This is a genomic window from Alloalcanivorax venustensis ISO4, assembly GCF_015356855.1.
GTDB lineage: Bacteria > Pseudomonadota > Gammaproteobacteria > Pseudomonadales > Alcanivoracaceae > Alloalcanivorax > Alloalcanivorax venustensis.
The window spans coordinates 28,104-52,745 of the sequence record NZ_ARXR01000021.1 but is presented as its reverse complement, the minus strand read 5'-3'; the positions used below and the strand labels follow the sequence as shown (position 1 = coordinate 52,745).

23 protein-coding genes are annotated in these 24,642 nt (G+C 63.7%); 8 read left to right on the top strand and 15 right to left on the bottom strand.

Annotated features, from left to right (window positions below; genetic code table 11):
• Positions 1-96 precede the first annotated feature (96 nt).
• From ISO4_RS12065 to ISO4_RS12035, 7 genes are all read right to left on the bottom strand, one after another.
• Positions 97-945: a crotonase/enoyl-CoA hydratase family protein gene (locus ISO4_RS12065; protein ID WP_194856382.1), complete on the bottom strand. Its 849-nt coding sequence runs from the start codon at positions 943-945 to the stop codon at positions 97-99.
• 217 nt (positions 946-1,162) lie between these two features.
• Entirely contained in the window at positions 1,163-1,963 is an 801-nt protein-coding gene (locus tag ISO4_RS12060; protein ID WP_194856381.1) for an SDR family NAD(P)-dependent oxidoreductase, read from the bottom strand.
• 295 nt (positions 1,964-2,258) lie between these two features.
• Positions 2,259-3,041, bottom strand: a complete 783-nt coding sequence (locus tag ISO4_RS12055; protein ID WP_194856380.1) for an SDR family NAD(P)-dependent oxidoreductase — start codon at positions 3,039-3,041, stop codon at positions 2,259-2,261.
• 17 nt (positions 3,042-3,058) lie between these two features.
• Entirely contained in the window at positions 3,059-3,823 is a 765-nt protein-coding gene (locus ISO4_RS12050) for an SDR family oxidoreductase (protein ID WP_194856379.1), read from the bottom strand.
• A 25-nt stretch (positions 3,824-3,848) separates the two neighbouring features.
• The gene (locus ISO4_RS12045) at positions 3,849-4,880 is read right to left on the bottom strand and encodes a phosphotransferase (protein WP_194856378.1); all 1,032 of its coding nucleotides are present in this window, start codon (positions 4,878-4,880) and stop codon (positions 3,849-3,851) included.
• Between the two features lie 122 nt (positions 4,881-5,002).
• Positions 5,003-6,211 carry an acyl-CoA dehydrogenase family protein gene (locus ISO4_RS12040; protein WP_142950075.1) on the bottom strand — a complete coding sequence of 403 codons (1,209 nt, stop codon included), beginning with the start codon at positions 6,209-6,211 and terminating at the stop codon, positions 5,003-5,005.
• A 54-nt stretch (positions 6,212-6,265) separates the two neighbouring features.
• Positions 6,266-6,943, bottom strand: coding sequence for a histidine phosphatase family protein (locus ISO4_RS12035; RefSeq protein WP_194856377.1), 678 nt, complete (start codon positions 6,941-6,943; stop codon positions 6,266-6,268).
• Positions 6,944-7,125: 182 nt separating this feature from the next.
• Here ISO4_RS12035 and ISO4_RS12030 point away from each other — a divergent pair, with 182 nt between their 5' ends.
• On the top strand, positions 7,126-7,899 hold the full coding sequence (locus ISO4_RS12030; protein WP_194856376.1) for an enoyl-CoA hydratase/isomerase family protein: 774 nt from the start codon (positions 7,126-7,128) through the stop codon (positions 7,897-7,899).
• A gap of 6 nt (positions 7,900-7,905) precedes the next feature.
• Here the strand turns inward: ISO4_RS12030 and ISO4_RS12025 are convergent, their stop codons facing one another.
• Positions 7,906-8,553 carry a TetR/AcrR family transcriptional regulator gene (locus ISO4_RS12025; RefSeq protein ID WP_228548095.1) on the bottom strand — a complete coding sequence of 216 codons (648 nt, stop codon included), beginning with the start codon at positions 8,551-8,553 and terminating at the stop codon, positions 7,906-7,908.
• 262 nt (positions 8,554-8,815) lie between these two features.
• Here ISO4_RS12025 and ISO4_RS12020 point away from each other — a divergent pair, with 262 nt between their 5' ends.
• The 5 genes from ISO4_RS12020 to ISO4_RS12000 all read left to right on the top strand — a co-directional run bounded on the left by ISO4_RS12020 (position 8,816) and on the right by ISO4_RS12000 (position 13,823).
• Positions 8,816-10,000, top strand: coding sequence for an acyl-CoA dehydrogenase family protein (locus tag ISO4_RS12020; protein ID WP_142950073.1), 1,185 nt, complete (start codon positions 8,816-8,818; stop codon positions 9,998-10,000).
• 13 nt (positions 10,001-10,013) lie between these two features.
• Positions 10,014-11,111, top strand: a complete 1,098-nt coding sequence (locus tag ISO4_RS12015; protein WP_194856375.1) for an acyl-CoA dehydrogenase family protein — start codon at positions 10,014-10,016, stop codon at positions 11,109-11,111.
• Positions 11,112-11,125: 14 nt separating this feature from the next.
• A complete protein-coding gene (locus ISO4_RS12010; RefSeq protein WP_194856374.1) occupies positions 11,126-11,593 on the top strand; it encodes a MaoC family dehydratase in 468 nt (155 codons plus the stop codon).
• A 95-nt stretch (positions 11,594-11,688) separates the two neighbouring features.
• A complete protein-coding gene (locus tag ISO4_RS12005; protein ID WP_194856373.1) occupies positions 11,689-12,609 on the top strand; it encodes an SDR family oxidoreductase in 921 nt (306 codons plus the stop codon).
• Between the two features lie 11 nt (positions 12,610-12,620).
• Complete coding sequence (locus ISO4_RS12000; protein ID WP_194856372.1) at positions 12,621-13,823, top strand: acetyl-CoA C-acyltransferase; 1,203 nt, start codon at positions 12,621-12,623, stop codon at positions 13,821-13,823.
• Positions 13,824-13,904: 81 nt separating this feature from the next.
• On the opposite strand, the gene ISO4_RS11995 is transcribed toward ISO4_RS12000, so the two are convergent.
• The 6 genes from ISO4_RS11995 to ISO4_RS11970 form a co-directional block, all read right to left on the bottom strand.
• Complete coding sequence (locus tag ISO4_RS11995) at positions 13,905-15,128, bottom strand: branched-chain amino acid ABC transporter substrate-binding protein (RefSeq protein ID WP_194856371.1); 1,224 nt, start codon at positions 15,126-15,128, stop codon at positions 13,905-13,907.
• Positions 15,129-15,469: 341 nt separating this feature from the next.
• The gene (locus ISO4_RS11990) at positions 15,470-16,168 is read right to left on the bottom strand and encodes an ABC transporter ATP-binding protein (protein WP_228548094.1); all 699 of its coding nucleotides are present in this window, start codon (positions 16,166-16,168) and stop codon (positions 15,470-15,472) included.
• Positions 16,165-16,911 carry an ABC transporter ATP-binding protein gene (locus ISO4_RS11985; RefSeq protein ID WP_194856370.1) on the bottom strand — a complete coding sequence of 249 codons (747 nt, stop codon included), beginning with the start codon at positions 16,909-16,911 and terminating at the stop codon, positions 16,165-16,167. The genes ISO4_RS11990 and ISO4_RS11985 overlap by 4 nt, the downstream gene beginning before the upstream one ends.
• On the bottom strand, positions 16,908-18,173 hold the full coding sequence (locus ISO4_RS11980) for a branched-chain amino acid ABC transporter permease (RefSeq protein ID WP_194856369.1): 1,266 nt from the start codon (positions 18,171-18,173) through the stop codon (positions 16,908-16,910). Before ISO4_RS11980 ends, ISO4_RS11985 begins: the two co-directional genes overlap by 4 nt.
• Positions 18,170-19,111 (bottom strand): branched-chain amino acid ABC transporter permease, encoded by a 942-nt coding sequence (locus ISO4_RS11975; RefSeq protein ID WP_194856368.1) that lies wholly within the window; start codon positions 19,109-19,111, stop codon positions 18,170-18,172. Before ISO4_RS11975 ends, ISO4_RS11980 begins: the two co-directional genes overlap by 4 nt.
• A gap of 74 nt (positions 19,112-19,185) precedes the next feature.
• Positions 19,186-20,403 carry a branched-chain amino acid ABC transporter substrate-binding protein gene (locus ISO4_RS11970; RefSeq protein WP_194856367.1) on the bottom strand — a complete coding sequence of 406 codons (1,218 nt, stop codon included), beginning with the start codon at positions 20,401-20,403 and terminating at the stop codon, positions 19,186-19,188.
• A gap of 673 nt (positions 20,404-21,076) precedes the next feature.
• Here ISO4_RS11970 and ISO4_RS11965 point away from each other — a divergent pair.
• Positions 21,077-22,708, top strand: coding sequence for a long-chain fatty acid--CoA ligase (locus tag ISO4_RS11965; RefSeq protein ID WP_228548093.1), 1,632 nt, complete (start codon positions 21,077-21,079; stop codon positions 22,706-22,708).
• Complete coding sequence (locus ISO4_RS11960; protein WP_194856366.1) at positions 22,705-23,667, top strand: alpha/beta fold hydrolase; 963 nt, start codon at positions 22,705-22,707, stop codon at positions 23,665-23,667. Before ISO4_RS11965 ends, ISO4_RS11960 begins: the two co-directional genes overlap by 4 nt.
• 6 nt (positions 23,668-23,673) lie before the next feature.
• On the opposite strand, the gene ISO4_RS17045 is transcribed toward ISO4_RS11960, so the two are convergent.
• Positions 23,674-24,636, bottom strand: a complete 963-nt coding sequence (locus tag ISO4_RS17045) for an OmpA family protein (protein ID WP_228548092.1) — start codon at positions 24,634-24,636, stop codon at positions 23,674-23,676.
• Positions 24,637-24,642: the final 6 nt, after the last annotated feature.

The window sequence follows — 24,642 nt, the reverse complement described above, 5'->3', positions numbered from 1 at the left end:
CGGGCCCACCCGATACCGGCGCGGGCTATCTGGAGAGAGGTCTCTGGCATCCTGCCGGGTGGCTAAAAGCCACCCTTTCGCGGGCAGGGCCCGGTTCTAGACGCCGCCCTGGACGTCGTCGTTGAGGGGTGGGAGGGGGACATAGTCGCCGGGCTGGCCGGTTTTGCCGGCGGTGACGGCGGCCATGACTTCTTCGCTGTGCAGCATGCCGGCGTTCCAGGTGACCACGTAATCGAGGCTGTCGGCGGTGTTGTGGTCGCGGGCGTAGGTGATCATGCGCTTGCAGCCGTGTACCGCCAGCGGTGATTTGCCGGCGATCTCCTTCGCCATTTCCAGGGCCCGTTCCAGGGCCGCTTCCTTGCTGTCCAGCACTTCGTTGAAGAGGCCGCGACGCTCGCCCTCTTCCGCGCCCATGCGCCGGCCGGTGTAGGCCAGTTCGCGGACGATGCCTTCGGGGAGCAGTTTGCAGAGCCGCGGGAAGGTGCCGACGTCGGCGGTGAGGCCCACGTTGATTTCGTAGACGGTGAGGTAGGCGTCGCGGCTGGCGTAGCGCAGGTCGCAGGCGCTGATCAGGTCCACGCCGCCGCCGATGCAGCCGCCGTGCAGCGCGGCGATCACCGGTACGCGGCAGTCTTCCAGGGCGCTGAAGGTCTGCTGCATGAGCGCGGTGTTGTGGCGGAAGCGCGCCGCTTTCTGCACCCGGGCGGTGACGTCGGCGGGGTCCGGCGGGGTGCCGAACATGCCCAGGTCGAGGCCGGCGGTGAAGTGCTTGCCGTTGGCGTCGATGACGATGGCACGAATGTCGCCGCTCGCGTCCAGCGCCCGCACCGCCGCCGGCAGCTCGTTCCAGAAGTCCGCGTTCATGGCGTTGAGGCGGTCCGGCCGGTCGAGCGTGATGCGGGCGATATGGCCGTCCGTCGTGACGGTTAGCGTTTTATAACTCATGACGGTTCCTCGTGATTGTCAGCGGCAGCCACCTTGTGCGAGCGGGCCTTGCCCGCGAAAGGGTGGCTTTAGCCACCCGGCAGGATGCCAGAGACGTTGTTGGTGCTTTTGTCAGGCCTCTCTGGGATCCTGCCGGCAAGCTGCGCTTGCCTTTCGCGGGCTGGGCCCGCTCCCACAAGGCTCGCTCCCACAGCCCCTCCCACAGCGGGGTCGCTTCTCAACTCTTCTCGTTGAACATGGCGATGCGGCCGCCGTCGACGACCAGGTCGTGGCTGTTGATGAAGCTGCCTTCGTCGCTGGCCAGGAAGACGGCGGCGAAGGCGATGTCGTCGGCCAGGCCGGCGCGGGGCAGCGGCGTGGCTTTGGCGAGATTGGCTTCCAGCTTTTCCATCTTGCGCTGGTTTTCTTCGTCGCTGAGCGTCTGGGCGCGCTGGGAGCCGCCCCAGAAGATCGGCGTGGCGACGGCGCCGGGGGAGATGGCGTTGACGCGGATGTTGTGCTGGCCCAGGTCGGCGCCGGCCAGGCGGGTCATGTGGGCGACGGCGGCCTTGGCGCCGGAGTACAGGTAGCCGCCCTGGTTGAGGCGGTGGCCGGCGATGCTGGCGTTGTTGATGATGCTGCCGCCGCCGCTGTCCTTCATGACGCGGGCGGCGTGCTTGATGCCGAACGCCGGGGCGCCCACCAGCAGGCGCATGATGCGCGCGAATTCGTCTTCGTCGAAGCTGTCCACGGTGGTGCGATCGCCTGCGCCGGCGTTATTGAACAGACAGTCCAGGCGGCCGAATTTTTCCACGGTGAAATCCACCAGGGCGGCGATGTCGTCTTCGCTCATGATGTCGGTGCGCTTGAACACGGCGCGCTCGCCGAGCTCCTTGGCCAGGGCTTCGCCCTTCTCTTCGGAGCGGCCCGCCAGCACCACGGTGGCGCCCTCTTCGATGAAGCGCCGGGCGGTGGCTTCGCCGATGCCGCTGGTGGCGCCGGTAATCACGGTTATCTTATCTGCCAAACGATTACTCATGGTTGTTCTCCTTAAAAGTCATTTGACCGCGGAAGGGCCGAGGGCGGCTTTCGCCGCCCGATACAGGATGCAGGATTCAGGATACAGGGGCAGGATCTGGAGCGGGCGGAGAGGCTTGCGTATTAGCATATCTGTGTCTGCCAATATGCAATAAACGCGGAGCGATAACCTGTCCGCGCCCCCTTGTCTTGCTCCGCGCTGCATCCTGCATCCTGCATCCTGTATCGCGGCTCATGGCACGGCCTTTCCGCCAGCACGGCCTGCCTGCCGCTTGCGGCTTGAAGCTTGTAGCCGCTCAAAACGCGGAGACGCCGCCGTCGACGGCGACCGCCTGGCCGTTCATGTAGGTGTTCGCGGGCGACAGCAGCATCAGCATAACGGCGACGATCTCTTCCGGTTCGCCGATGCGTTTCATCGGGCTGCCGGCGGCCATCATCGCCAGGGTCTGCTCGGCTTCGCCGCCGCTGGCCAGCCCTTCACCGCCTTCCAGCATGGGCGTGCGGGTGTAGTACGGGCAGATGGCGTTGACGCGGATGTTTTTGCGGCCGCTTTCCACGGCGGCGGTGCGGGTGAGCCCGATCACCGCGTGCTTGGAGGCGGCGTAGGCGCCGATCTTGGGCCCGCCGCCGATGCCGGCCATGGAGCTGGTGTTGACGATGGCACCGCCACCGCTGGCTTTCATGGCCGGGATCTGGTGCTTCATGCCGAACATCACGCCTTTGACGTTGACGTTCATCTGCTGGTCCAGCAGCTCGCCGGTGAGCTCGTGGATGGGAATGAAGCCGTGGGCGATGCCGGCGTTGTTCACCGCCATGTCGAGACGGCCGAACTGTTCCACGGCGGTGTCCACCATGGCTTTGCAGTCCGCCTCGGAGGAGACGTCGCAGCGGCGCGCCAGGGCGGTGACGCCCTGCCCTTCCAGGTCGGCGACCAGCTTATCCAGGGCGTCCATGTTGATGTCGCCCAGCACCAGCCGCGCACCGCGTTTGCCGAGCTCGGCGGCGAGCAGCTTGCCGAAGCCGCTGGCGGCGCCGGTGATCAGGGCCACCTTGCCGGTGAAATCCAGCATCGGATCCATAACAACCTCCAGGCGGTTTAGATGGTGAAACCACCGTCGACGACGACACACTCACCGGTGACGTAGCTGGACGCGTCGGACACCAGGTAAAGCACGGTGCCGGCCATTTCCTTGGGTTCCGCGTGGCGGTGCATGGGAATCTGGGCGATGGCGCTTTTGTAGATTTCTTCCTGCTGGAACAGCGCGCCGGCGAACTTGGTCTTGGTGAGGCCGGGCAGCAGCGCGTTGACGCGCACGTTGAACTCGGCGCATTCCATGGCGAAGGATTTGGTCATGCTGATCACGGCCGCCTTGGAGATCGAGTAAATGCCCTGCATGTTGCCCGGCGACAGACCGTTGATGGAGGCGGTGTTGACGATAGCGCCGCCGCCGTTGTCCTTCATCAGTTTGGCGCCTTCCACGGACATGTAGAAGTAGCCGCGCAGGTTCACGTCCACGGTCTTGTCGAACGCGGAGACCGGGGTATCCAGGATGTGCCCGAAGTACGGGTTGGCGGCGGCGTTGTTGACCAGGATGTCGAGCTTGCCGTGGGTGTCCTTGATGTGGCCGAACACCGCTTCGATCTGCGCCATTTCACCGATGTGGCAGGCGAAGGCTTCGGCGGAACCACCGTCGGCCTTGATGGCGTCGGCGACGGTCTGGCAGTCGTCGATTTTGCGGCTGGACACGATCACGTGGGCGCCCTGCTCGGCGAGCAGCTTGGCGATTTCTTCGCCGATGCCACGGCTGGCGCCGGTGACCAGGGCGATCTTTCCGTTCAGATCAAACAATTTCGTGCTCATAAAAACTCTCCCAAAATAAGTGTTTCTAAGCGCCTTCGCGGACGATCTGCATGGCCATTTGCGCCAGCGGTTCCACCACCTGGCCCACGGCGGCGGCTTTTTTGCTGGAGGCGTTGCCGTCCTGGGCGCGCTTGGCGACACCCTGGGCGATGGCCGCCAGGCGGAAAAAACTGAACGCCAGATAGAATTCCCAGTGGTCGATATGATCGATGCCACGGCGTTCGCAATAGGCTTGGACGTATTCCTGCTCGGTGGGAATGCCCAGTGATTTGCGGTCCTTGCCCTGCAGGCCGGACAGGTTGCCGCCCTCCTGGGGCATGCGCAGCTGCATGCACTGATAGGCGAGATCCGCGAGCGGGTGGCCGAGGGTGGACAGCTCCCAGTCGAGCACCGCGATCACGCGGGGTTCGGTGGGGTGCCACATCATGTTGTCGAGGCGGTAGTCGCCGTGCACCAGGGACACCTGGCCGTCGTCGGCGGGCTGGTTGTTCTCCAGCCACGCCATCAGATCTTCCATGGCCTGGATGTGGTTGATCTCGGAGGCGCGGTACTGCTTGGACCAGCGGCCCATCTGACGCTCGAAGTAGTTACCCGGCTTGCCGTAATCGGCGAGGCCCACCGCGTCCACGTCCACGCCGTGCAGCGCCGCCAGCACCCGGTTCATCTCATCGTACATGGCGGTGCGCTGGGCGTTGTCCACTTCCGGAATCGCCGCGTCCCAGAAGATCCGGCCCTGGCAAAATTCCATGATGTAGAACATGGAGCCGACCACGTCGCGGTCCTCGCACAGGTGGTACATGCGCGGCACCGGCACGTCGGTGTTCTGGAGGGCATTCATGACCCGGAATTCCCGGTCCACGGCGTGGGCGGACTTGAGCAGCTTGCCCGGCGGCTGACGGCGCAGCACGTACTCGCCGGAGGCGGCCTTGATGTGGAAGGTGGGGTTGGACTGACCGCCTTCGAATTTATCGGCGGTGATCGGGCCTTTGAAGCCGGCGACGTTCGCTTCCAGATAGGCCGCGAGGCGCTCGGTATCCAGGGTATCCACCTGGGACATGTCTACCTCCTTTAAAATAGCTAAAAGCTACAAGCCACAAGCCACAAGCCGGGTATTCCGGTTTGTGGCCTGCAGCGAGTAGCCGGGGCTGCTTGTCGCTTGAAGCTTGTAGCTTGAAGCTCTTATTCGTATTTCTTGGCCAGGTTACGACCCAGCTGCATCATATGCACCTGATCCGGCCCGTCCGCCAGGCGCAGGGTGCGGGCGTAGGCGAAGAAGCCGGCCAACGGGGTGTCCTGGCTGAGGCCCACGGCGCCGTGGATCTGCATGGCGCGGTCGACCACGTTGAGCGCCATATTGGGCGCCACGATCTTGATCATGGCAATCAGTTCCTTGGCTTCCTTGTTGCCGTAGCGGTCCATGGTGTCGGCCGCTTTCAGGGTCATCAGCCGGGCCTGCTCGATTTCACAGGCGCTCTTGGCGATGTCTTCGCGGCAGGAGCCGTGCTTGATCATCGGCTGGCCGAACACCACGCGCTCGTTGGCGCGCTTGCACATCAGCTCGAGGGCGCGCTGGGCGGCGCCGATCAGACGCATGCAGTGGTGAATGCGGCCGGGGCCGAGGCGACCCTGGGCGATTTCAAAGCCGCGGCCCTCGCCGAGGATGATGTTTTCCTTGGGCACGCGCACGTTTTCGAAGATCACTTCGGCGTGGCCTTCCGGCGCGTCCACGGAGCCGAGCACCATCATCGGACGTTTGACGTTAACACCCGGGGTGTTCATCGGCACCAGAATCTGCGACTGCTGCTGGTGGCGGTTGGGGTTGTCCGGGTCGGTCTTGCCCATCACGATCATGATTTCGCAGGATTCGCGCATCGCGCCGCTGATGTAGAACTTGCGGCCGTTGATGACGTAATCGTCGCCGTCACGGGTGATGGAGGTTTCGATGTTGGTGGCGTCGGAGGACGCCACTTCCGGCTCGGTCATCGCGAACGCGGAGCGGATCTTGCCTTCCATCAGCGGCTCGAGCCATTGCTTCTTCTGGGCTTCGTTGCCGTACTTGGCGAGCACTTCCATGTTGCCGGTGTCCGGCGCGGAGCAGTTGAAGCACTCGGAGGCGATGTGGTGGCGGCCCATCTGTTCCGCCAGCGAGGCGTATTCCAGGTTGGTCAGGCCCGGGCTCAGCTCGCCGTGCTCCTTGGGCAGGAACAGGTTCCACAGGCCCTTGGCTTTCGCCTTGGCTTTGAGCTCGTCCAGGATCGGCGGCGTCTTCCAGGGGTTCTGCTCGAGCTGCTCGTGGTAGGTGTGCTCGGCGGGCACCACTTCGTTATCGATGAAGGTGCGTACCTGGTTGATCAGGTCCTGGGTCTTTTCTGAATGTTCGAAATCCATGTTGCTCTCCTCTTGAATAAGGCGGCCGTTATGACCCGGCCTCTTTGATCCGTTCTAGCTATAAGTAATGGCGTCGCCGCGATCTTCCCGGTCCAAATGCGGAACCTGGTTAAAAATGGAAAGGCGATACACGTTCTTGTTGAAGAAACCCTGGGTTACCCCGGTGTTGCGAATCTGCAGGTTGAGCTCCACCACGGTGTCGTCGGCGGTGTTGAGCATGTGCCGCATCCACATGGCGATGGCGCCGCCGGAGCTGACCACCAGCACCCGGTCGCGGTCGGCGTACTGTTCCTGGATGTGCGCCATGGCGCCGGCCACCCGGTCGCAGAAACCCTGCCAGCTTTCCGGCAGGTTGCCCTCCAGACGGCCGGCCTGCCAGCGCTGCATGGCTTTTTTCAGCACCCGGTAGAAGGCGGCCATGGAGGCGCCCTCCGGCGGCACTTCCTCGGGGTGGGCGCTCAGGTAGGCGTCGACAATGGAGTGGAAATCGAATTCGTTGAGCCCGGGCTGCAGGTCGGCGGCCAGACTGCTGCCGAGCCCTTCCTGGATGCCCTCGCCGGTTTCCACGTGGCGCACCAGGTCGCCGGTGACCAGCGCGTCGAAGGTCTCGCCACGGGCACGGTAATACTCGCCAAGCCAGCGTGCCTGCTGGTGTCCCAGCTGGGAGAGCTTGTCGTAGTTGGCGGCGCCGAAGGACGCCTGGCCGTGACGGATAAGGTGGAACTGGGCCATGGTGTCGCCTGTGTGAGTTGCAATGAAGACAGCCTAGAACAGCCCGCTTAGTTAGTGAAATTGATATTTTGAATCCTGCCGAATAAATGCGGTGCATAGATCAGCGGTCGCCGTGGCGCTTGCTTTGCGAAACAGAATTCCGATATTTTGACTGGCTATTTGGCGAGAGACGGGAGAAGACCATGAACGCCCTGGCACTGCAAAGCGGCTATGTCCGCGTTACCGAGCACGGCAAATTACTGGAAGTGACCCTGGACCGGGCCGACAAGCTCAACGCCCTGAGCGGCGAGATGTACCGGGATATCAGCCGCGCCGTGGACCACTACCGGGACCGGGACGACCTCACCGCCCTGCTGCTAGACGCCGAGGGCCGCGCCTTCACCGCCGGCAACGACATCGGCGACTTCCTGAACGCGGATCCGGAGTCGCGCAAGGACGGCAAGCAGAGCCCGGCGATGGATCTGGTGCACCGGCTGATCGAGCTGGACAAGCCGGTGATCGCGGCGGTGCACGGCAACGCCACCGGCATCGGCACCACCCTGCTGCTGCACTGCGATCTGGTGATCGCCGCGGACAGCGCCCGTTTCTACACCGCCTTCATCAACCTGGGCCTGGTGCCGGAAGCCGGCTCCAGCCTGATTCTGCCCGCCCTGCTGGGGCGCCAGAACGCCAACCGCTTGCTGCTCGCCGGCGACACCCTGACCGCCGACGAGGCGGAACGCATGGGTCTGGTGGCCTACCGGTGCGGCGACGACGAGCTGCGCGACAAGGCGCTGGAGCTGGGGGCGAAACTGGCCGCCAAGCCGCCGCAGGCGCTGCAGTACACCAAGCAGCTGACCCGCCACGGCGCCGACGCCATTCGCGAGCAGATCAAGAAGGAGTCGGTGCTGTTCGCCGAGCGCATGTTCAGCGACGAAACCCGCGCCATCTTCGACAAGTTTCTCAATAAAAAATAGCGGCGGTCAGGCGACCAGCCCGCGAAGGGCGACGGTGACGACGCCGTCGACCAGCCGTTCGCGGCTGCCGGGGGCGTCGTCGTAGCGGGGGTGGTACCAGTTGATCACCGAGTTGAGCGCGCCGAGCACCGGCTTGATGGCGATGCGCGGTTCGGTGGCGTCGAGATCGCCCTCGTTGATGCCTTGGTTGAGCACCTTCAAAAACACCTGCTCGTAGCGGCGGCGCCGGTCCTGCAGCTGCATCAGCCGCTGGCGCTGGGCTTCGGTGGTGCTCACCCGCAGGTGCATCTGCACGCCCTCCACCACGGCGCGCTGGTAGTGCTGGGTCTCGATCAGAGTTTCCACGTGACGGTGGGCCATGCCGTGCAGCCGTTCCAGGGCCGGCGCGCGGCGCCGCACTTCCGGGTCCACCGCCTGCACGAGGGCGTCCATGGCGCGCTGGTGGATCTCGAAGAACAGGTCCGACTTGGAATCGAAGTAGTGATAGACCATGCCCTTGGTGGCACCCAGCCGGCGGGCGATGTCGTCGATGCTGGTGGCCTTGAAGCCGTGCTCCATAAAGCAGCGCGCCGAGGCGTCCAGGATGGTGTCCCTGGGGCTGTGCTCCAGGTCGGCGGAAAGGGGGACCATGGTCGGTGCCGCGGAAACAGACATGAAATTATCCTGACGAATTTTCCCGAAAGCACAATAGTGCCATTTATTTCACAGTAGACCATTGACCCTTTTCACCGCCGCGCCGGTCACTGATGACACAACTGCCGCTAACCATGCCGTTTTTGACCCTGGACGCCCCGCAGCCGGGCCAACATACTTCGGTCACACTCAAATAAATGAAAAGCAATTTCATAACAGCTTCCCAAGCGCCCCGCCGCCCCCGGCGGTCGGCCGCCGAGGGAGGCGCTCGAGGAGGAGAGCGATGTCGGATCTCGAACAGTTCCGCGCGGAAACCCGGGCCTGGCTGGAGGCGAACTGCCCCGAGGAAATGCGCCAGCCCCTGAAGAGCCAGGCGGACCACTGCTGGGGCGGCCGTAAATGGCAGTTCCAGTCGGACGCGCAGAAAGTGTGGATGGAGCGCATGGCCGACAAGGGCTGGACCGCGCCGCAGTGGCCCAAGGAATACGGCGGCGGCGGCCTGAGCCCGGAAGAGGCGGAAGTGCTGGCCGAAGAAATGAAGCGCATCAACGCGCGCACGCCGGTGAGCAACTTTGGTTTCTGGATGCTGGGCCCGGCGCTGTTGAAATTCGGCAGCGAGGAACTCAAGCGCCAGCACCTGCCGCCGATCTGCCGGGGCGAGATCCGCTGGTGCCAGGGTTACTCCGAGCCCAACGCCGGCTCTGACCTGGCCAGCCTGCAGACCCGCGCCGAGGACAAAGGCGACCATTTCCTGGTTAACGGCCAGAAAATCTGGACCTCCTACGCGGACAAAGCGGACTGGATTTTCTGTCTGGTGCGCACCGACCCCAATGCCAGCAAGCATAACGGCATCTCCTTCGCGCTATTCGATATGGAAAGCGAAGGCGTCAGCACCCGCCCGATCGAGCTGATCTCCGGTGAGTCGCCGTTCTGCGAAACCTTCTTCGACGACGTCAAAGTCGGCAAGGACCAGATCGTCGGTGAACTGAACCGTGGCTGGGACGTGGCCAAGTACTTGCTCACCCATGAGCGCAACAACATCGGCGGCGAACCGCCGGGCTTCCTCAAGGGCCGCGCCCTGGGCCCGCTGGCCGCCGAGCACGTGGGCACCGAGCACGGCAAGCTGGCGGACGGCGCGCTGCGCGCCGACATCGCGCGGCTGGAAATCGACCAGATGGCGTTCCAGGCGCTGGTGGGCAAGATCCGCGAAGAAGCGGAAGCCGGCCAGGGCGTGGGCGCCCAGTCCGCGGTGCTTAAGTACTACGGCACCGAGCTCAACAAGCGCCGCTACGAAGTGATGATGGACGCCCTCGGCGCCGAAGGCCTGGAGTGGGAAAGCGAGCGCACCATGGGCGGTCTGTACGCCCGCGAGTGGCTCCGTTCCAAGGGCAATTCCATCGAAGGCGGCACCTCCGAGGTGATGCTGGGGATTGTTTCCAAACGCCTGCTGGGCCTGCCGGACGCATAAGGAGTCGACGCTGATGAAACTGAACGACGAACAACAGATGTTGCAGGATTCCGTGGCGCGGCTGATGGCCGACAAGGGCCCGGTATCCCACCTGCGCGAATTGCGCGACCGTAACGACGAGAAGGGCTACGACGAGCCGCTGTGGCACGCCATGGTGGAATCCGGCCTGACCGGCATCCTGGTGCCCGAGGAGCACGGCGGCATCGGCTTCGGCCTGGTGGGCGCCGGCCTGGTGGCCCGTGAGATCGGCCGTAACCTTTCGGTGACCCCGTTCCTGTCCACCGCGGTTTTGGGCGCCACCGCCCTGGCCACCGGCGGCAGCGTCAAGCAGCAGCAGAAGTGGCTGCCGGCGATCGCCGAGGGCAGCGTGATCACCGCCCTGGCGGTGGACGACGGCGCCAAGCACCGTCCGGAAGCGATCAAGACCGAAGCCAAGGCGGCCGGTGACGGCGTCACCCTGAACGGCGGCAAACTGCTGGTGCTGGACGCCCATGTGGCGGACCTGCTGCTGGTGGCGGCCCGCCAGGGCGAGAGCACCGCGCTGTTCCTGGTGGACCCCAAGGCCGAGGGCGTGACCATTGAGCGCAACCGCATGGTCGACGACCGCAACGCCGCCCGGGTGACCCTGGATAACGTCGCCGCCGAACCGATGGCGGACGGCGCCGCCGCCCTCGCCGCCGCGCTGCGCGCCGGCCGCGCGGTGCTGGCCGCGGAGCTGTCCGGCCTGGCCCGGGAAGCGTTCGAGCGCACCCTGCAGTACCTCAAGGAGCGCAAGCAGTTCGGCCGCCTGATCGGCACCTTCCAGGCGCTGCAGCACCGCGCCGCGCTGCTGATGGGCGAAGTGTCCATGAGCGACGCCCTGGCGATGCAGGCGCTGGACGCCTGCGACCGCAACGCCGACGACGCCGAGGTTCAGGTGCTGGCCGCCAAGGCCAAGGCCGCCCGGGTGGCGCTGCTGGCCGGCCAGGAAGCGGTGCAGATGCACGGCGGCATCGGCATGACCGATGAATTCGACATCGGCTTTTTCCTCAAGCGCGCCCGCGCCGGTGGTGAAACGCTGGGCGACGCCAATTACTGCGCCGACCGCTTCGCGGTACTGCGCGATTACTAAGGGGAGATTTTATAATGTCCAATAACAAGCTCAGCGTGGACGAACTGAAAGCCAAGGTGGACCAGGACCTGGGCACGTCCCGCTGGTTCCCGGTGACCCAGGAGCGCATCGATCAGTTCGCCGACCTCACCGAGGACCCGCAATGGATTCACATCGATCCGGAGCGGGCCGCCAAGGAGACGCCGTTCGGCGGCACCATCGCCCACGGTTTCCTGAGCCTGTCGCTGCTCTCCGCCATGGCCATGGACGTGGTCCCCGGCGTGCAGGGCACGGTGATGGGCATCAACTACGGCTTCGACAAGGTGCGCTTCCTGAACCCGGTGCGCTCCGGCTCCCAGGTGCGCGGCCACTTCAAACTGGCCGGCGTGGAGCCGCGCGGCGACAATCAGCTGCTGATCCGTTACGCCATTTCGGTGGAAATCGACGGCGTCGATAAGCCGGCCATCGCCTGTGAATGGCTGAGCCTGATTGTTTTGGGATAAAACCAGCTACAAGCTTCAGGCTTCAAGCTGCAAGCGGGCCATGCCTGCTTGTGGCTTGCCGCTTGTAGCTTGTGGCTCTCCAACGGAGAGTTTTTATGAGTATTAATTTCGAGGGCCGGGTGGCGATCGTCACCGGCGCCGCCAACGGCCTGGGTAAATCCCACGCGCTGTCGCTGGCCAAATTGGGCGCCAAGGTGGTGGTCAATGATTTCGGCGGCGCCCGCGACGGCACCGGCGGTTCCAGCGAAGCGGCGGAGAAAGTGGTCGAAGAGATCAAGGCCGCCGGCGGCGAAGCGATCGCCAACGGCGCCGACGTGTCCAGCGAGGAACAGGTCGACGCCATGGTCCAGCAGACCCTGGACCAGTGGGGCCGTATCGACATCCTGGTGAACAACGCCGGCATCCTGCGTGACAAAAGCTTCGCCAAGATGGAGATGTCGGACTGGGACAAAGTGGTGGCGGTGCACCTGACCGGTTCCGCGATCTGCACCCGGGCGGTGTGGCCGGTGATGCGCGAGCAGAAGTACGGCCGCGTGATCATGACCACCTCCACCTCCGGGCTGTACGGCAACTTCGGCCAGGCCAACTACGGCGCCGCCAAAATGGGCGTGGCCGGCCTGATGAATACCCTCTGCCTGGAAGGCGAGAAGTACGACATCAAGGTAAACTGTGTGGCGCCCACCGCGGCCACGCGTATGACCGAGGACCTGATGCCCAAGGAAGTGCTGGCCCTGCTGGAGCCGGAAGCGATCACCCCCGCGGTGTTGTTCCTGGCCAGCGATCAGGCCCCCAACCAGCGTATCGTACTGGCCGGCGCCGGCTGCTACGCCATGGTGCGGCTGATGGAAAGCGACGGCATTTACCTCAACGAGGAAGAGCGCACGCCGGACGCCATCGCGGCTCAGTTCGAGCAACTGGGCGACATGGGCAACGCCCGTGAAATGACCAACGGCGGCGAGCACGTCACCAAGATTCTGACCAAGGCCGCGCAGGCCAAAGGCATCAAACTTACTTAAAGAGGTTGATCATGAGAGAAGCAGTCATCGTTTCCACCGCCCGTACCCCCATCGGCAAGGCCTACCGGGGCGCGTTCAACGACACCCAGGCCCAGGCGCTGGGTGGTCACGTGATCAAGCACGCCGTGGAGCGCGCCAAGATCGACCCGGAGAGCATCCAGGACGTGATCATGGGCGCCGCCCTGCAGCAGGGCTCCACCAGCGGCAACGTGGCCCGTCAGGCCGCCCTGCGCGGTGGCCTGCCCACCTCCGTGGCCGGCATGACCATTGACCGTCAGTGCGCGTCCGGCCTGATGGCCATCGCCACCGCCGCCAAGGAGATCGTGGTCGACAACATGGACGTGGCGGTCGCCGGCGGCCTGGAGTCCATCTCCCTGGTGCAGAACGACAAGATGAACACCTTCCGCGCCCGTGATCCGTGGCTCAAGGAGCACCGTCCGGACATCTACATGAGCATGCTGGAGACCGCCGAAGTGGTCGCCGACCGCTACAACGTCTCCCGCGACGCCCAGGACGAGTACGCGTTCCAGTCACAGATGCGCACCGCCAAGGCTCAGCAGGAAGGCAAGTTCGACGACGAGATCGTGCCCCTGACCACCAACATGAAGGTGATGAACAAAGAGACCAAGGAAATTTCCGACAAGGAAGTGACCCTGGCCAAGGACGAGGGCAACCGCCCCGAGACCACCCTGGAAGGCCTGCAGAGCCTGAAGCCGGTGTTCAAGGACGGCCTCAACATCCAGGAAGGCCAGTTCATCACCGCCGGTAACGCCTCCCAGCTGTCCGACGGCGCCAGCGCCTGCGTGCTGATGGAAGCCAAGGAAGCCGAGCGTCTCGGCCTGCAGCCCCTGGGCGCCTACCGCGGCATGGCCGTGGCCGGCTGTGACCCGGACGAGATGGGCATCGGCCCGGTATTCGCGGTGCCGAAGCTGCTCAAGCGTTTCGGTCTGACCATCGACGATATCGGCCTGTGGGAACTGAACGAAGCGTTCGCCAGCCAGTGCCTGTACAGCCGTGACAAGCTGGGCATCGACCCGGACAAGTACAACGTCAACGGCGGCGCGATCTCCATCGGCCATCCGTACGGCATGTCCGGTGCGCGCATGACCGGTCACGCGCTGATCGAAGGCAAGCGCCGCGGCGTTAAGTACGTGGTGGTGACCATGTGCGTGGGCGGTGGCATCGGTGCCGCCGGGCTGTTCGAAGTATTCTGAACCGCCACCAGGCAGCACGCATAAAAAAGCCCGGCTTCGAGCCGGGCTTTTTTTTATGCGCCTTATTGTGCGAGCCGGCGATCAGCCCTGCTTCGGACGGCGCATCTTGCAGGTGGTGGGCAGGCTCACTTCGTCGCGGCTGATTTCCGCGATCTTGTGGAAGTTGAAATCGGTGCCTTCGGCGCCGTATTCCATATCGTCCTTGAGCACGGAGATGAACAGCGGCAGCTGCATCTGGTGGTCGGACTTGCGCATTACCACTTCACCGGTGGTGGTCTCGATGCTGAGATCTTCCAGGGCGAACGCGACTTTCACCGGATCGGTGCTGTCCGCTTTCTCGGCGGCGGCGTCGATCATGTCGAGCATGGTGGTCAGACGCAGCCAGTAGTAGTCCCAGCCGGTTTCTTCGTACATGGCGACCTGCTGCTCGGCCATTTCCGGCTTGTCGAAATCACCGTAGTACTCGTTGACCTGGTAGATACGGTCCACGCCGGCTTCACCGACCTGGGTGACCACGCCGGCCATCGCACCGTAGTAGGTCAGGAACGGCATATCCAGGCCGTAATCGGCGGCCGTCTTGACCAGCAAGGTGATGTCCTGGCCCCAGTTACCGGTGATCACCGCGTCCGCGCCGGAGGACTGAATCTTGGACACGTAGGGGGTGAAGTCCTTCACCTTGGCGAGCGGATGGAAATCCTGGCCGACGATCTCAATGTCCGGACGTTTTTCCTTGAGCATCTTGGTGGCGGCTTCCGCGACCGCGCGGCCGAAGCTGTAGTCCTGATTGATCAGGTAGACTTTCTTGATGTCGTCACGGCCTTCGATCCAGCTGGTCATGGCGTTCATCTTCATGTCCACGTGGGCGTCGAAGCGGAAGTGCCAGAACGAACAGCGCTCGTTGGTGAAGGCCGGGTCCACCGCCGCGATGTTCAGGTAGAGCACCTCGTCACCGGGGTTGCGCTGGTTGTGCTTGTTGACCGCGGCGAGCAGCGCGGAACCCACGGAAGAGCCCATGCCCTGGGTCACGTAGCGGATGCCGTCGTCGATCGCCTTCTGCAGCTGCACCAGGCTCTCTTGCGGATTGACCTTGTTGTCGAGGCCGACGATTTCCAGTTTGTCGCCGTTGATGCCGCCGTTCTCGTTGATTTTCTCGGCATGGAATTTGAGATGATCGAGCGCGGATTGCCCGGCGGCGGCCATCGGACCGGTGAGCGGGTCGATCAGCGCGATGCGAACGGTATCCGCGCTGGCGGTGCCCACCAGCAGGACGGTCGCGGCGACCATCGAAAGCAGGGGTTTCAACATGAAAGCTCTCCTCGTTGTTGTTCTGTAACCGGTATTACCGGCTGTTCGTTGTCATTATTGCCGCGTTAACTGTCGGGCCAGTGTCGGCGGCTGAGTGGTGCTCGGACGTGAAGAACCATTACGCTGTCTTCACTTTTGATTTTTAGGAATTTTCAGTATGAGTGGACCCCGTCGCGGCTGTCCAGTCGACATTTGTAACCCCTATAAATATAGGTATCGGGGCGTTCGTTAATAATACTACTAAGGTCGTAATTTCTTATTTTACCGCACCGCCGGATGTGCAAAAAAAAGCCCGCCGAAGCGGGCCAGCCCATTGACGATGGAACACAAACAAAATCGAATCAGACTTCCAGCCACTCGCGGCGAATCGCTTCGTCGGCGCGCAGTTCCTGCGGCGTGCCTTCAAACACGATCTGACCGTGGCCCATGACCAGCACGCGGTGGGAAATATCCATGGCGATGGAGAGCTTCTGCTCCACCAGCAGAATGGACACACCGGCTTTGGCGATTTCGGAGATCAGGTCACCGATCTGCTTGACGATCAACGGCGCCAGACCTTCGGTGGGCTCGTCGATCATGATCAGCTCCGGATCCCCCATCAGGGTGCGGCTGATGGTGAGCATCTGCTTTTCACCGCCGGACAGCACGCCCGCCGGGGCGTCCGCGCGCTGCGCCAGGTTGGGGAACATCTCGAGCATCTGCTCGGCGCGCCATTTGCCCGGCTTGCGCGGGTTCTTGACCCCCAGCTCCAGGTTCTGGCGCACCGTCAGGGTCGGGAAGATATCCCGGTTCTCGGGCACGTAGCCCAGGCCCAGACGGGAAATTTTATGGTTGGGCAGACCGGCGATTTCATTGCCGCGGAAGCGGATGGAACCGTGCGGCGGCACTTCCCCCATGATCGATTTCACGGTGGTGGAGCGCCCTACCCCGTTGCGTCCCAACAGCGATACCACCTCGCCTTCCTCGAGCGTGAAATTGACGCCGTGAAGGATGTGGCTTTTGCCGTAATACGCGTTCAGATCCCGGACTTCGAGCATCATGCGGCCTCCTCGCCCAGATACGCCTCTTTGACGCGCGGGTCGTTGCGGATTTCTTCCGGTGTGCCGGTGGCGACGATCTTGCCGTACACCAGCACCGAAATGCGGTCGGCCAGTTCGAACACCACGCCCATGTCGTGCTCGACGATCATCAGGGTGCGGCCCTGGGCCACCTGACGGATCAGGCTGATCGCCTGGGCGGTTTCGGTGTTACTCATGCCGGCGGTGGGTTCGTCGAGAATCACCACCTCGGCGCCGCAGGCGATGGTCATGCCGATCTCCAGCGCGCGCTGGCTGGCGTAGGGCAAGGCCCCGGCCGGCACATCACGCAGCGCCTGCAGGCCGATCATCTCCAGCACTTCCTCGGCGCGCTCGTTGGCGGCCTTGATCTTGCTGGCGGGACGCCAGAACACATAGCCGGAGCCGGCGGTCTTGAAGCAGGCGCAGCGCAGGTTCTCGAACACGGAGAGATTGACGAACACGTTGCTGACCTGGAAAGACCGGGACAGGCCGCGCTGCTGAATCTTCTCCGGCGTCAGGCCGTCAATGCGCTCGCCGTTCAGCCGGATCTCACCGCCACTGGACGGGAAGGCGCCGGAGAGCAGATTGAAGAAGGTGGATTTGCCGGCCCCGTTGGGGCCGATCACGGCGTGTACCTCGCCTTTTTCCACTTCCAGGTCGACCCCGCAGATCACCTCGGCGAGGCCGAAGTTCTTGGTCAGGTTTTTAATAGACAAGGCGCTCATGCGTTGTCCTCCCGAAACTTTTTAGTCACGCGCATTACCGCCACACCGGCACCGAACAGGATCAATGCCCAGACCCAGCTCATCACGGATTCGGCGACGAAGTTGAGGCCGAAGAACTGGGCGAACTCGTCATCGCCGTGGCGCCACTGGAACAGCAGCTCGATCAGCAGGACCAGGCCCAGGCTGATCAACACCACCGCCACCGCGCCGGTCAGCCAACCGGGCAGACGTTTGCCCAGAGTGCCTTCACGGGCGGCCACGCGGACATGCTCGATGCCGCCGCCAAGACCGCGCGGGGCGAACATCACGATCGCCAGGAACACCAGACCCACATAGAGGATCGAGGCTTCGGTGTAATCGCTGAGCATGGAGTTCATCAGCGACACCACGATGGCGCCGACGATCGGGCCGTAGAACACGCCCAGCCCGCCGACGGCGGCCATCAGCAGCGCCAGGCCGGACGGAATCAGACCGAGCGATTCCGGAGTGATGATCTCGTAGTTGACCGCCGCCATGCCGCCGGCGAGACCGCCGAAGGAACCGGAGGCGATAAAGATCATGAAGCGGATGTTGCGCGGCGGGTAACCGATGAACTGCAAGCGGTCCGCGTTATCACGCACGGCGTTGGACATGCGGCCCAGCGGCGTGCGGGTGAAGGCCCACATGGCGAACACCGCCAGGAAGGTCCAGAACGCCATGAACCAGTACACGTCGGCGGCCTGGGCCAGCTCGAGACCGAACCACTGCGGGCCGACCATGCGGTTGCCGTAGATGCCGGCTTCACCGCCGAACACGGACGGGAACATCTGGCCGGCGGCGGCCACCATTTCGCCCAGACCCAGGGTGATCATGGCGAAGGCGGTGCCGGCGCGGCGGCAGAACGGCCAGCCGATGACCAGCGCCACCAGGCCGCCGGCGATCATGCCCACCAGCGGCATGCTGACCACCGGGATGTGCGCCCAGAAGCCTTCGCCGGCGTAGGACGCCTCGTCGATGGCGTTCATGGCGTGCATGGCCGCGTAACTGCCGAGGCCGAAGAACACCGCGTGGCCGAAGGACAGCATGCCCCCCTGGCCGAGCAGCATGTTGTAGGACAGGGCGAACACGATGTTCACGGCGATCACGTTCATCAGCGTGAAGGCGGTGCCGCTATCGAGAACGAAGGGCAGAATCAGGAGCACGGCCGCGCTGATCAACCAGGGCGATAGAGCGCGCCAGGAGAAACGATTCTGCCGCGGTGCGACTGCGGTAATGTCGTTCATGGCTCAAGCTCTCCCATCAGGCCACGGGGGCGGAATATCAGGATCAGCACCAGCAGAATAAACGGCGTCATCGGCGCCAGGCTGGCCAGGGTGATCCCGGTCACCTCACCGTAGGGATCCACGTTCATGCCGAAAGCGTTAAGAATGTCGGCGATGGAGGCGTCGATGGCGACGAAGAACGTCTGGATCAGGCCGATCAACAGGGAGGCGTAGAAAGCGCCGATCAGCGACCCCATGCCGCCGACCACCACCACCACGAACACGATCGGGCCCAGCGTCACCGCCATGCCCGGCTCGGTGGCCAGCAGCGGGCCGCCGATCACACCGGCGAGGCCGGCCAGCGCACAACCGAAACCGAACACGCCCATGAACAGACGCGGCACGTTATGGCCCAGGTGGCCAACCATGTTGCCGTGGGTCAGCGCGGCGCGAATCATCATGCCGACGCGGGTTTTCTTGAGCAGGAACCAGAGGGCGATAAACATGAACACGGCGATCAGAATCACCACGCCGCGGAAAATCGAATAGTCGGTGCCGAACAGGGTGAACAGCGGCTCGCGCATGTAGTCGGGCTCGCGGTAGGAGACCGCCACGGTACCCCAGATCAACTGCACCAGTTCGTCAATCACATAGGCCAGGCCGAAGGTGAACAGCAGTTCGGCCACGTGGCCGTTGTCGTGGACACGGCGCAGGCCGAATTTTTCCACCATGGCGCCGAGGCCGCCGACCAGAATCGGGGCGAGCAGCAAAGCCGGCCAGAAGCCGATCTCCATACCCATGGTGTAAGCGAAATAGGCACCCAGCATGTAGAAGCTGGCATGGGCAAAGTTCAACACACCCATCATCGAGAAGATGAGGGTAAGACCACTGGACAGCATGAACAGCAAAAGGCCGTATAAAATACCGTTCAGCGTCGAAAAAATAACAATTTCGAGCATGACGAGGCTCCCGGAACAGCGGCTCGCGCCGCTGTTCCTACTACTTAGTCACTGGAGTTACAGGATGGCGCCGTTTATTTGGGGCGACGCATCCGGCAGGTGGTGGGCAAGCTCACGGCTTCCCGGTCGATGCGAGCCACCTTCTTGAAGTTGTAGTCGGTGCCTTCCGCGCCGTACTCCATGTCGTCCTTCATCACGGAGATGAACATCGGCAGCTGGATCTGGTGATCCTCGGCACGCATGACCACTTCACCGGTGGTGGTTTCGAGCTTCATGCCTTCCATCGCTTTGGCGACATCAACCGGATCGGTGCTCTTGGCCTGGTCGGCGGACTTCTTGAGCATGTCGAGCATGGTGCTCAGACGCAGGTAGTAGAAATCCCACTCGGCCTGCTCGTAGAGCTCGGTCTGGCGCTTGGCCATTTCCGGGTCCTCGAACTCGCCGTAGTACTCGTTGATCTGGTAGATGCGGTCCACGCCCTTGTCACCCAGCTGGGTAACCACGCCGGAGCTGGCGCCGTAGTAGGTGAAGAAGGGGGCTTCCAGACCGAACTCGGCGGCCGCTTTCACCAGCAGGGTAACGTCCTGGCCCCAGTTACCGGTGATCACCGCGTCGGCGCCGGAGGACTGGATCTTGGACACGTACGGGGTGAAGTCCTTCACTTTCGCCAGCGGGTGGAAATCGTTACCCACGATCTCGATGTCCGGACGCTTCTCTTTCAGCATTTCCCGGGCCGCCTTGGACACCGCCTGACCGAAGCTGTAGTCCTGGTTGATCAGGTACACCTTCTTGATGTCGTCGTTGGCGGCGATGTGGTCGGTCAACGCGTTCATTTTCATGTCGGCGTTGGCGTCGAAGCGGAAGTGCCAGTAGGAACAACGCTCGTTGGTGAACGCGGGGTCCACGGCGGCGTAGTTCAGATACAGCACTTCTTCGCCGGGGTTGCGCTGGTTGTGCTTCTCAATGGCGGAGATCAACGCGGAGGCCACGGAAGAACCGTTGCCCTGGGTCACGTAGCGGACACCGTCATCGATCGCCTTCTGCAGCTGCACGAGGCTTTCCTGCGGGTTCACTTTGTTGTCCAGGCCGACGATTTCCAGGTCCTGGCCGTTAAGGCCGCCATTGGCGTTGATGCGCTTGGCTTCGTACTTGAGGTGCTCGAACGCGGGCTGACCGGCGGCGGCCATGGGCCCGGTAAGGGGATCGATCAGGGCGAGTTTCACTGTCTCGGCGCTGGCGGTACCTACCAGCAGCAGCGAGGCGGCGAGAAAGGTGAAAATGGGTTTCAACATGACGCTCTCCACGGTTGTTGTTTTTCTGCCGACTGCTCGGCATCTCGCTGTCGTACCCGGCAACACTGCCCGGTACGCAACAATCTTTTTTGTTTACTGTGCTTTTTTATGCATGTTCCCGGCGCCGTTTTTCGGTCCCATCAGCGCTCTTCTGGTGAACTACATACTTGGTAGTATGTGCGCACAAAAATATTTCTGTCCAGCCTGCTCATTTAACTTTTTCCGGTCTTCCGCCGCGTTGAGATAGGTCAACAAAGCTATCCTATGTGCGGCTGAAAGCCACTGAATTCAGTGCTTTGAGCATGAACGGAATAAAACCGGCGGACAATCCCCCGGCGCCGTGCCGCCGCTCCACGGCCGCGAAAAAAAGCGCGGTGATGGCCGAATACGCCCCGTACACGGTGATTAACGTCCAAAGCGACGAAACAATTTCACACAGTTTGTGCCACGGCGTGCTCGCTTCATCGCCGGAGCTCTATTAATTCGCACCTTTTGTTTCCCTTTCTCGGAAAATCCAGCGCCCGTTTTCGGGTGTTACTGTTACCTCAAGTAACACCAAAACCGAAGCCACGGTAACGTCGTCTTGACCCCCCTGGTCCCGCCCGGTATGAATTGCACGGCCTTATTTCAAAACAAGCGTTCAAAATAACTATCGCGCTCGGGAGATTCTTAGATGCTGAAAGGGCTGATGATGGAGGCGCCGCTGTCGTTGATCGACGTGCTGGATTACGGCGCCCGCATTCACCGCAAGGCGGAAATCGTATCGGTCACGGTCGAGGGCGGCCTGCACCGCCAGAGCTACGCACGGACCCTGGAGCGGGTGGCGCGGCTGGCCCACGGCCTGGTGGCGTTGGGCGTGAAGCCCGGCGACCGGGTCGCCACCCTGGCCTGGAACGGCTACCGCCACCTGGAGCTGTATTACGCCATCGCCGGTATCGGCGCGGTCTGCCATACCATCAACCCGCGCCTGCCGGCGGACCAGATGGCCTATATCGTCAACCACGCGGACGACAGCCTGCTGTTCTTCGACACCACCTTCGCGCCGCTGGTGTCCGGCCTGCGGGACCAGTTCCCGGAACACACCCGCTATGTGGCGATGACCGACCGTGCCCATATGCCCGACGGCCAGGACCTGCTCTGCTACGAGGACCTGCTGGACGGCCGGCCGGACCACTACGACTGGCCGGAACTGGACGAAAACACCGCCTGCGCACTGTGCTACACCTCCGGCACCACCGGCGCCCCCAAGGGCGCGCTCTATTCGCACCGCTCCTGCCTGCTGCAGGCGATGTTCACCATGGTGTGCGCCAGCGGCTCCTTCCCGGTGGGCGACCGGGTGCTGCCGGTGGTGCCCATGTTCCACGTCAACGCCTGGGGGCTGCCCTATATGGCGCCGCTGGCCGGGGCGTCGCTGATCATGCCGGGCCCGGCGCTGGACGGCGACAGCCTGTTCCGGCTGATGGACGAGGAAAGCGTGGACTCCGCCTGGGGCGTGCCCACGGTGTGGCTCGGCCTGCTCGCGGAAATGAAGCGCCACGGGCGCAAGCCGGGCGCGCTCAAGCGCGTGTCGATCGGCGGTTCGGCGGCGCCGCGCAGCATGGTGCGGGCGTTCGAGCAGGACTATCAGGTGGACGTGATGCAGGGCTGGGGGATGACCGAAATGAACCCCACCGGCACCATGAGCACCCTGACCGAAGGCCAGGCGGAGCTGCCCCTGGAAGAGCGCATCGAACTGAAAACCACCCAGGGCCGGCAGCTGTTCGGCGTGCGCATGAAGCTGGTGGACGAGGACGGCAACGAAGTGCCCCAGGACGGCGAGGCGGTGGGCGAGCTGCTGGTCAAGGGCCCCACGGTGATCCGCGCCTACTTCAATAACGACGAGGCGAGCGCCAAGGCGTTCGACAAGGACGGCTGGTTCGCCACCGGCGATATGGCCAAACTGACCCCGGACGGGGTGCTCTACATCGTCGACCGGGCCAAGGACCTGATCAAATCCGGCGGCGAGTGGATCAGCTCCATTGATCTGGAAAACCTGGCCGCCGCCCACCCGGACGTGCAGGAATGCGCGGTGATCGGCGTGCCGCACCCGAAATGGGACGAGCGGCCGCTGCTGATCGTGGTGCCCCACGCCGACGCGGCGCGGGACAAGCAGGCGCTGCTCGACCACATGGCCGGCAGCATCGCCAAATGGCAGCTGCCCGACGACGTGATCTACGTGGACGAGCTGCCGCACACCGCCACCGGCAAGGTGTCCAAGCGCCACCTGCGCGAGGACTACATGGACTACCTGGGGAACGCCCAATGACCGAGATTCGAGAACAGAAAGTGCCGGCCAACGGCCTTAATTTTCATGTGCGCAGCACCGGTGACCCGGCCGACCCGGCGGTGATCCTGCTGCACGGCTTCCCCGAGTGCGGCTATTCCTGGCGCTATCAGATGCCGTTTCTGGCCGCCAAGGGGTTCCATGTGCTGGCGCCGGATCTGCGCGGCTACGGCTTCAGCGACGCGCCCAAGGCGGTGGACGCCTACCGGCAGGACAAGCTGGTGGCGGATGTGATGGGTATTCTCGATGCGTTCGGCGCCGAGCGCGCCGTGGTGATCGGCCACGACTGGGGCTGCGCCCTGGCCTGGCAGGTGGCGCGCAGCGAACCGGGCCGGGTGCGCGCGGTGGCCGGCCTGTCGGTGCCCTACCCGGGCCTGGGCCCCAAGGCGCCCACCGAACAGATGCGCGCCGCCTTCGGCGAGCGTTTCTTCTATCAGCTCTATTTCCAGCAGCCGGAGGTGCCGGAGCAGGAACTGGAAGCGGACGTGCGCGACTTTCTACGCCGCATGTACCACGCCCTGTCCGGCCCCGGCATGCAGGAAAAATTCCGCGCCGAAAAACCGGTCACCGGCCTGCTCGACATTCTGCAGCCGCCCGCGGGCGGCCAGCCGGACTGGATGCGGGAATCGGACCTGGACGTGTACGTGGAACGCTTCCAGCACAGCGGCCTGACCGGACCGATCAACTGGTACCGGGCCATGGACGCGTCCTGGCGGCAGCAGAAAGAGGACGGACGCGAACGCATCCATCCGCCGGCGCTGTTCATCGCCGGTAAGGAAGACCCGGTAATCCAGTTCGCCGGCAAGGCGCTGGAGCGCATGCCGACGATGATGGACGATCTGCGCGAGGTGGTGCTGCTCGACGATCTCGGCCACTGGATCCAGATGGAAGCGCCCGAGGCGGTGAACCAGCACCTGGGCGCCTTTCTCGACTCGCTTTAGCGTCCGTTAGTTGATGCGCCGCATTTCGATGCGGCGGTTACGCTCGCGGCCCTCGTCGGTGGCGTTGCTGTCCACCGGACGGGTGTCGCCGTAACCGCGGGCCTGCAGGCGGCCCGGATCAACCCCCAGATCGATCAGGAAATCACGCACCGATTCGGCGCGCCGCTCGGACAGGGCCTGGTTGTACTCGTCGGACCCTTTCGAGTCGGTGTGCCCGGCGATCTCCACCTCGTTGTCGGAGTGCGCCAGCAGGCGTTCCGCCACGCCGCGCAGCACGGTCTTGGCGTTGGGCGTGAGGCGTGCGGAATCGAACTCGAAGTTCACCCCGTGCAGCACTTCCGGCGGCCCCATCGGCACCGGCTTGATCACCACGCGCTCGCGTTCGATGACCCGGGTAGTGCCGTAGTCACCGCCGCCGAACAGCGGGAAGGTCAGGCCCACCAGGGCGCGCACGTCACCGAACGGCTCGTTGTGGCTGCCGTCGTCGGAGAAATCCATCACGTAACGCAGCTCCGCGCGCAGGCCCATGGAGCCCCAGATTTCGCGGAAGTGCAGACCGGCGCCGGCGTTCAGGTAGCCGTTGGTGTCGGTACCGGCGGTGGAATCGGTGTAGACACCGCCGCCGCCCACCAGCAGATAGGGCGACGGCCCTTCCCGGTACATATAGCGCAGCGCGTCGGCGCCCACGCCGTACTGCCAGTGCTGCCCGGAACCCCGGTTGCGCTGCAGGGAGTTACCGAAACCGTTCCACTCCAGATCCCACTTTTCGCTGATCTGACGGCCCAGGCCGAAGCGGATGCCGGCGCCGTAATCGACGTCGAAGCGGTCCGAATCCTCGATCACATAGACGCCCATGGCGGACGCGTTCCAGCCCTGCGGGTCGGTGCGTTCCTCGGCCAGCGCCGGTGCGCAGGCGACGGCGACGGCCAGCGCGGCGGCGGCGCGGCCCTTATTGATCACGGATACCATCTTTTC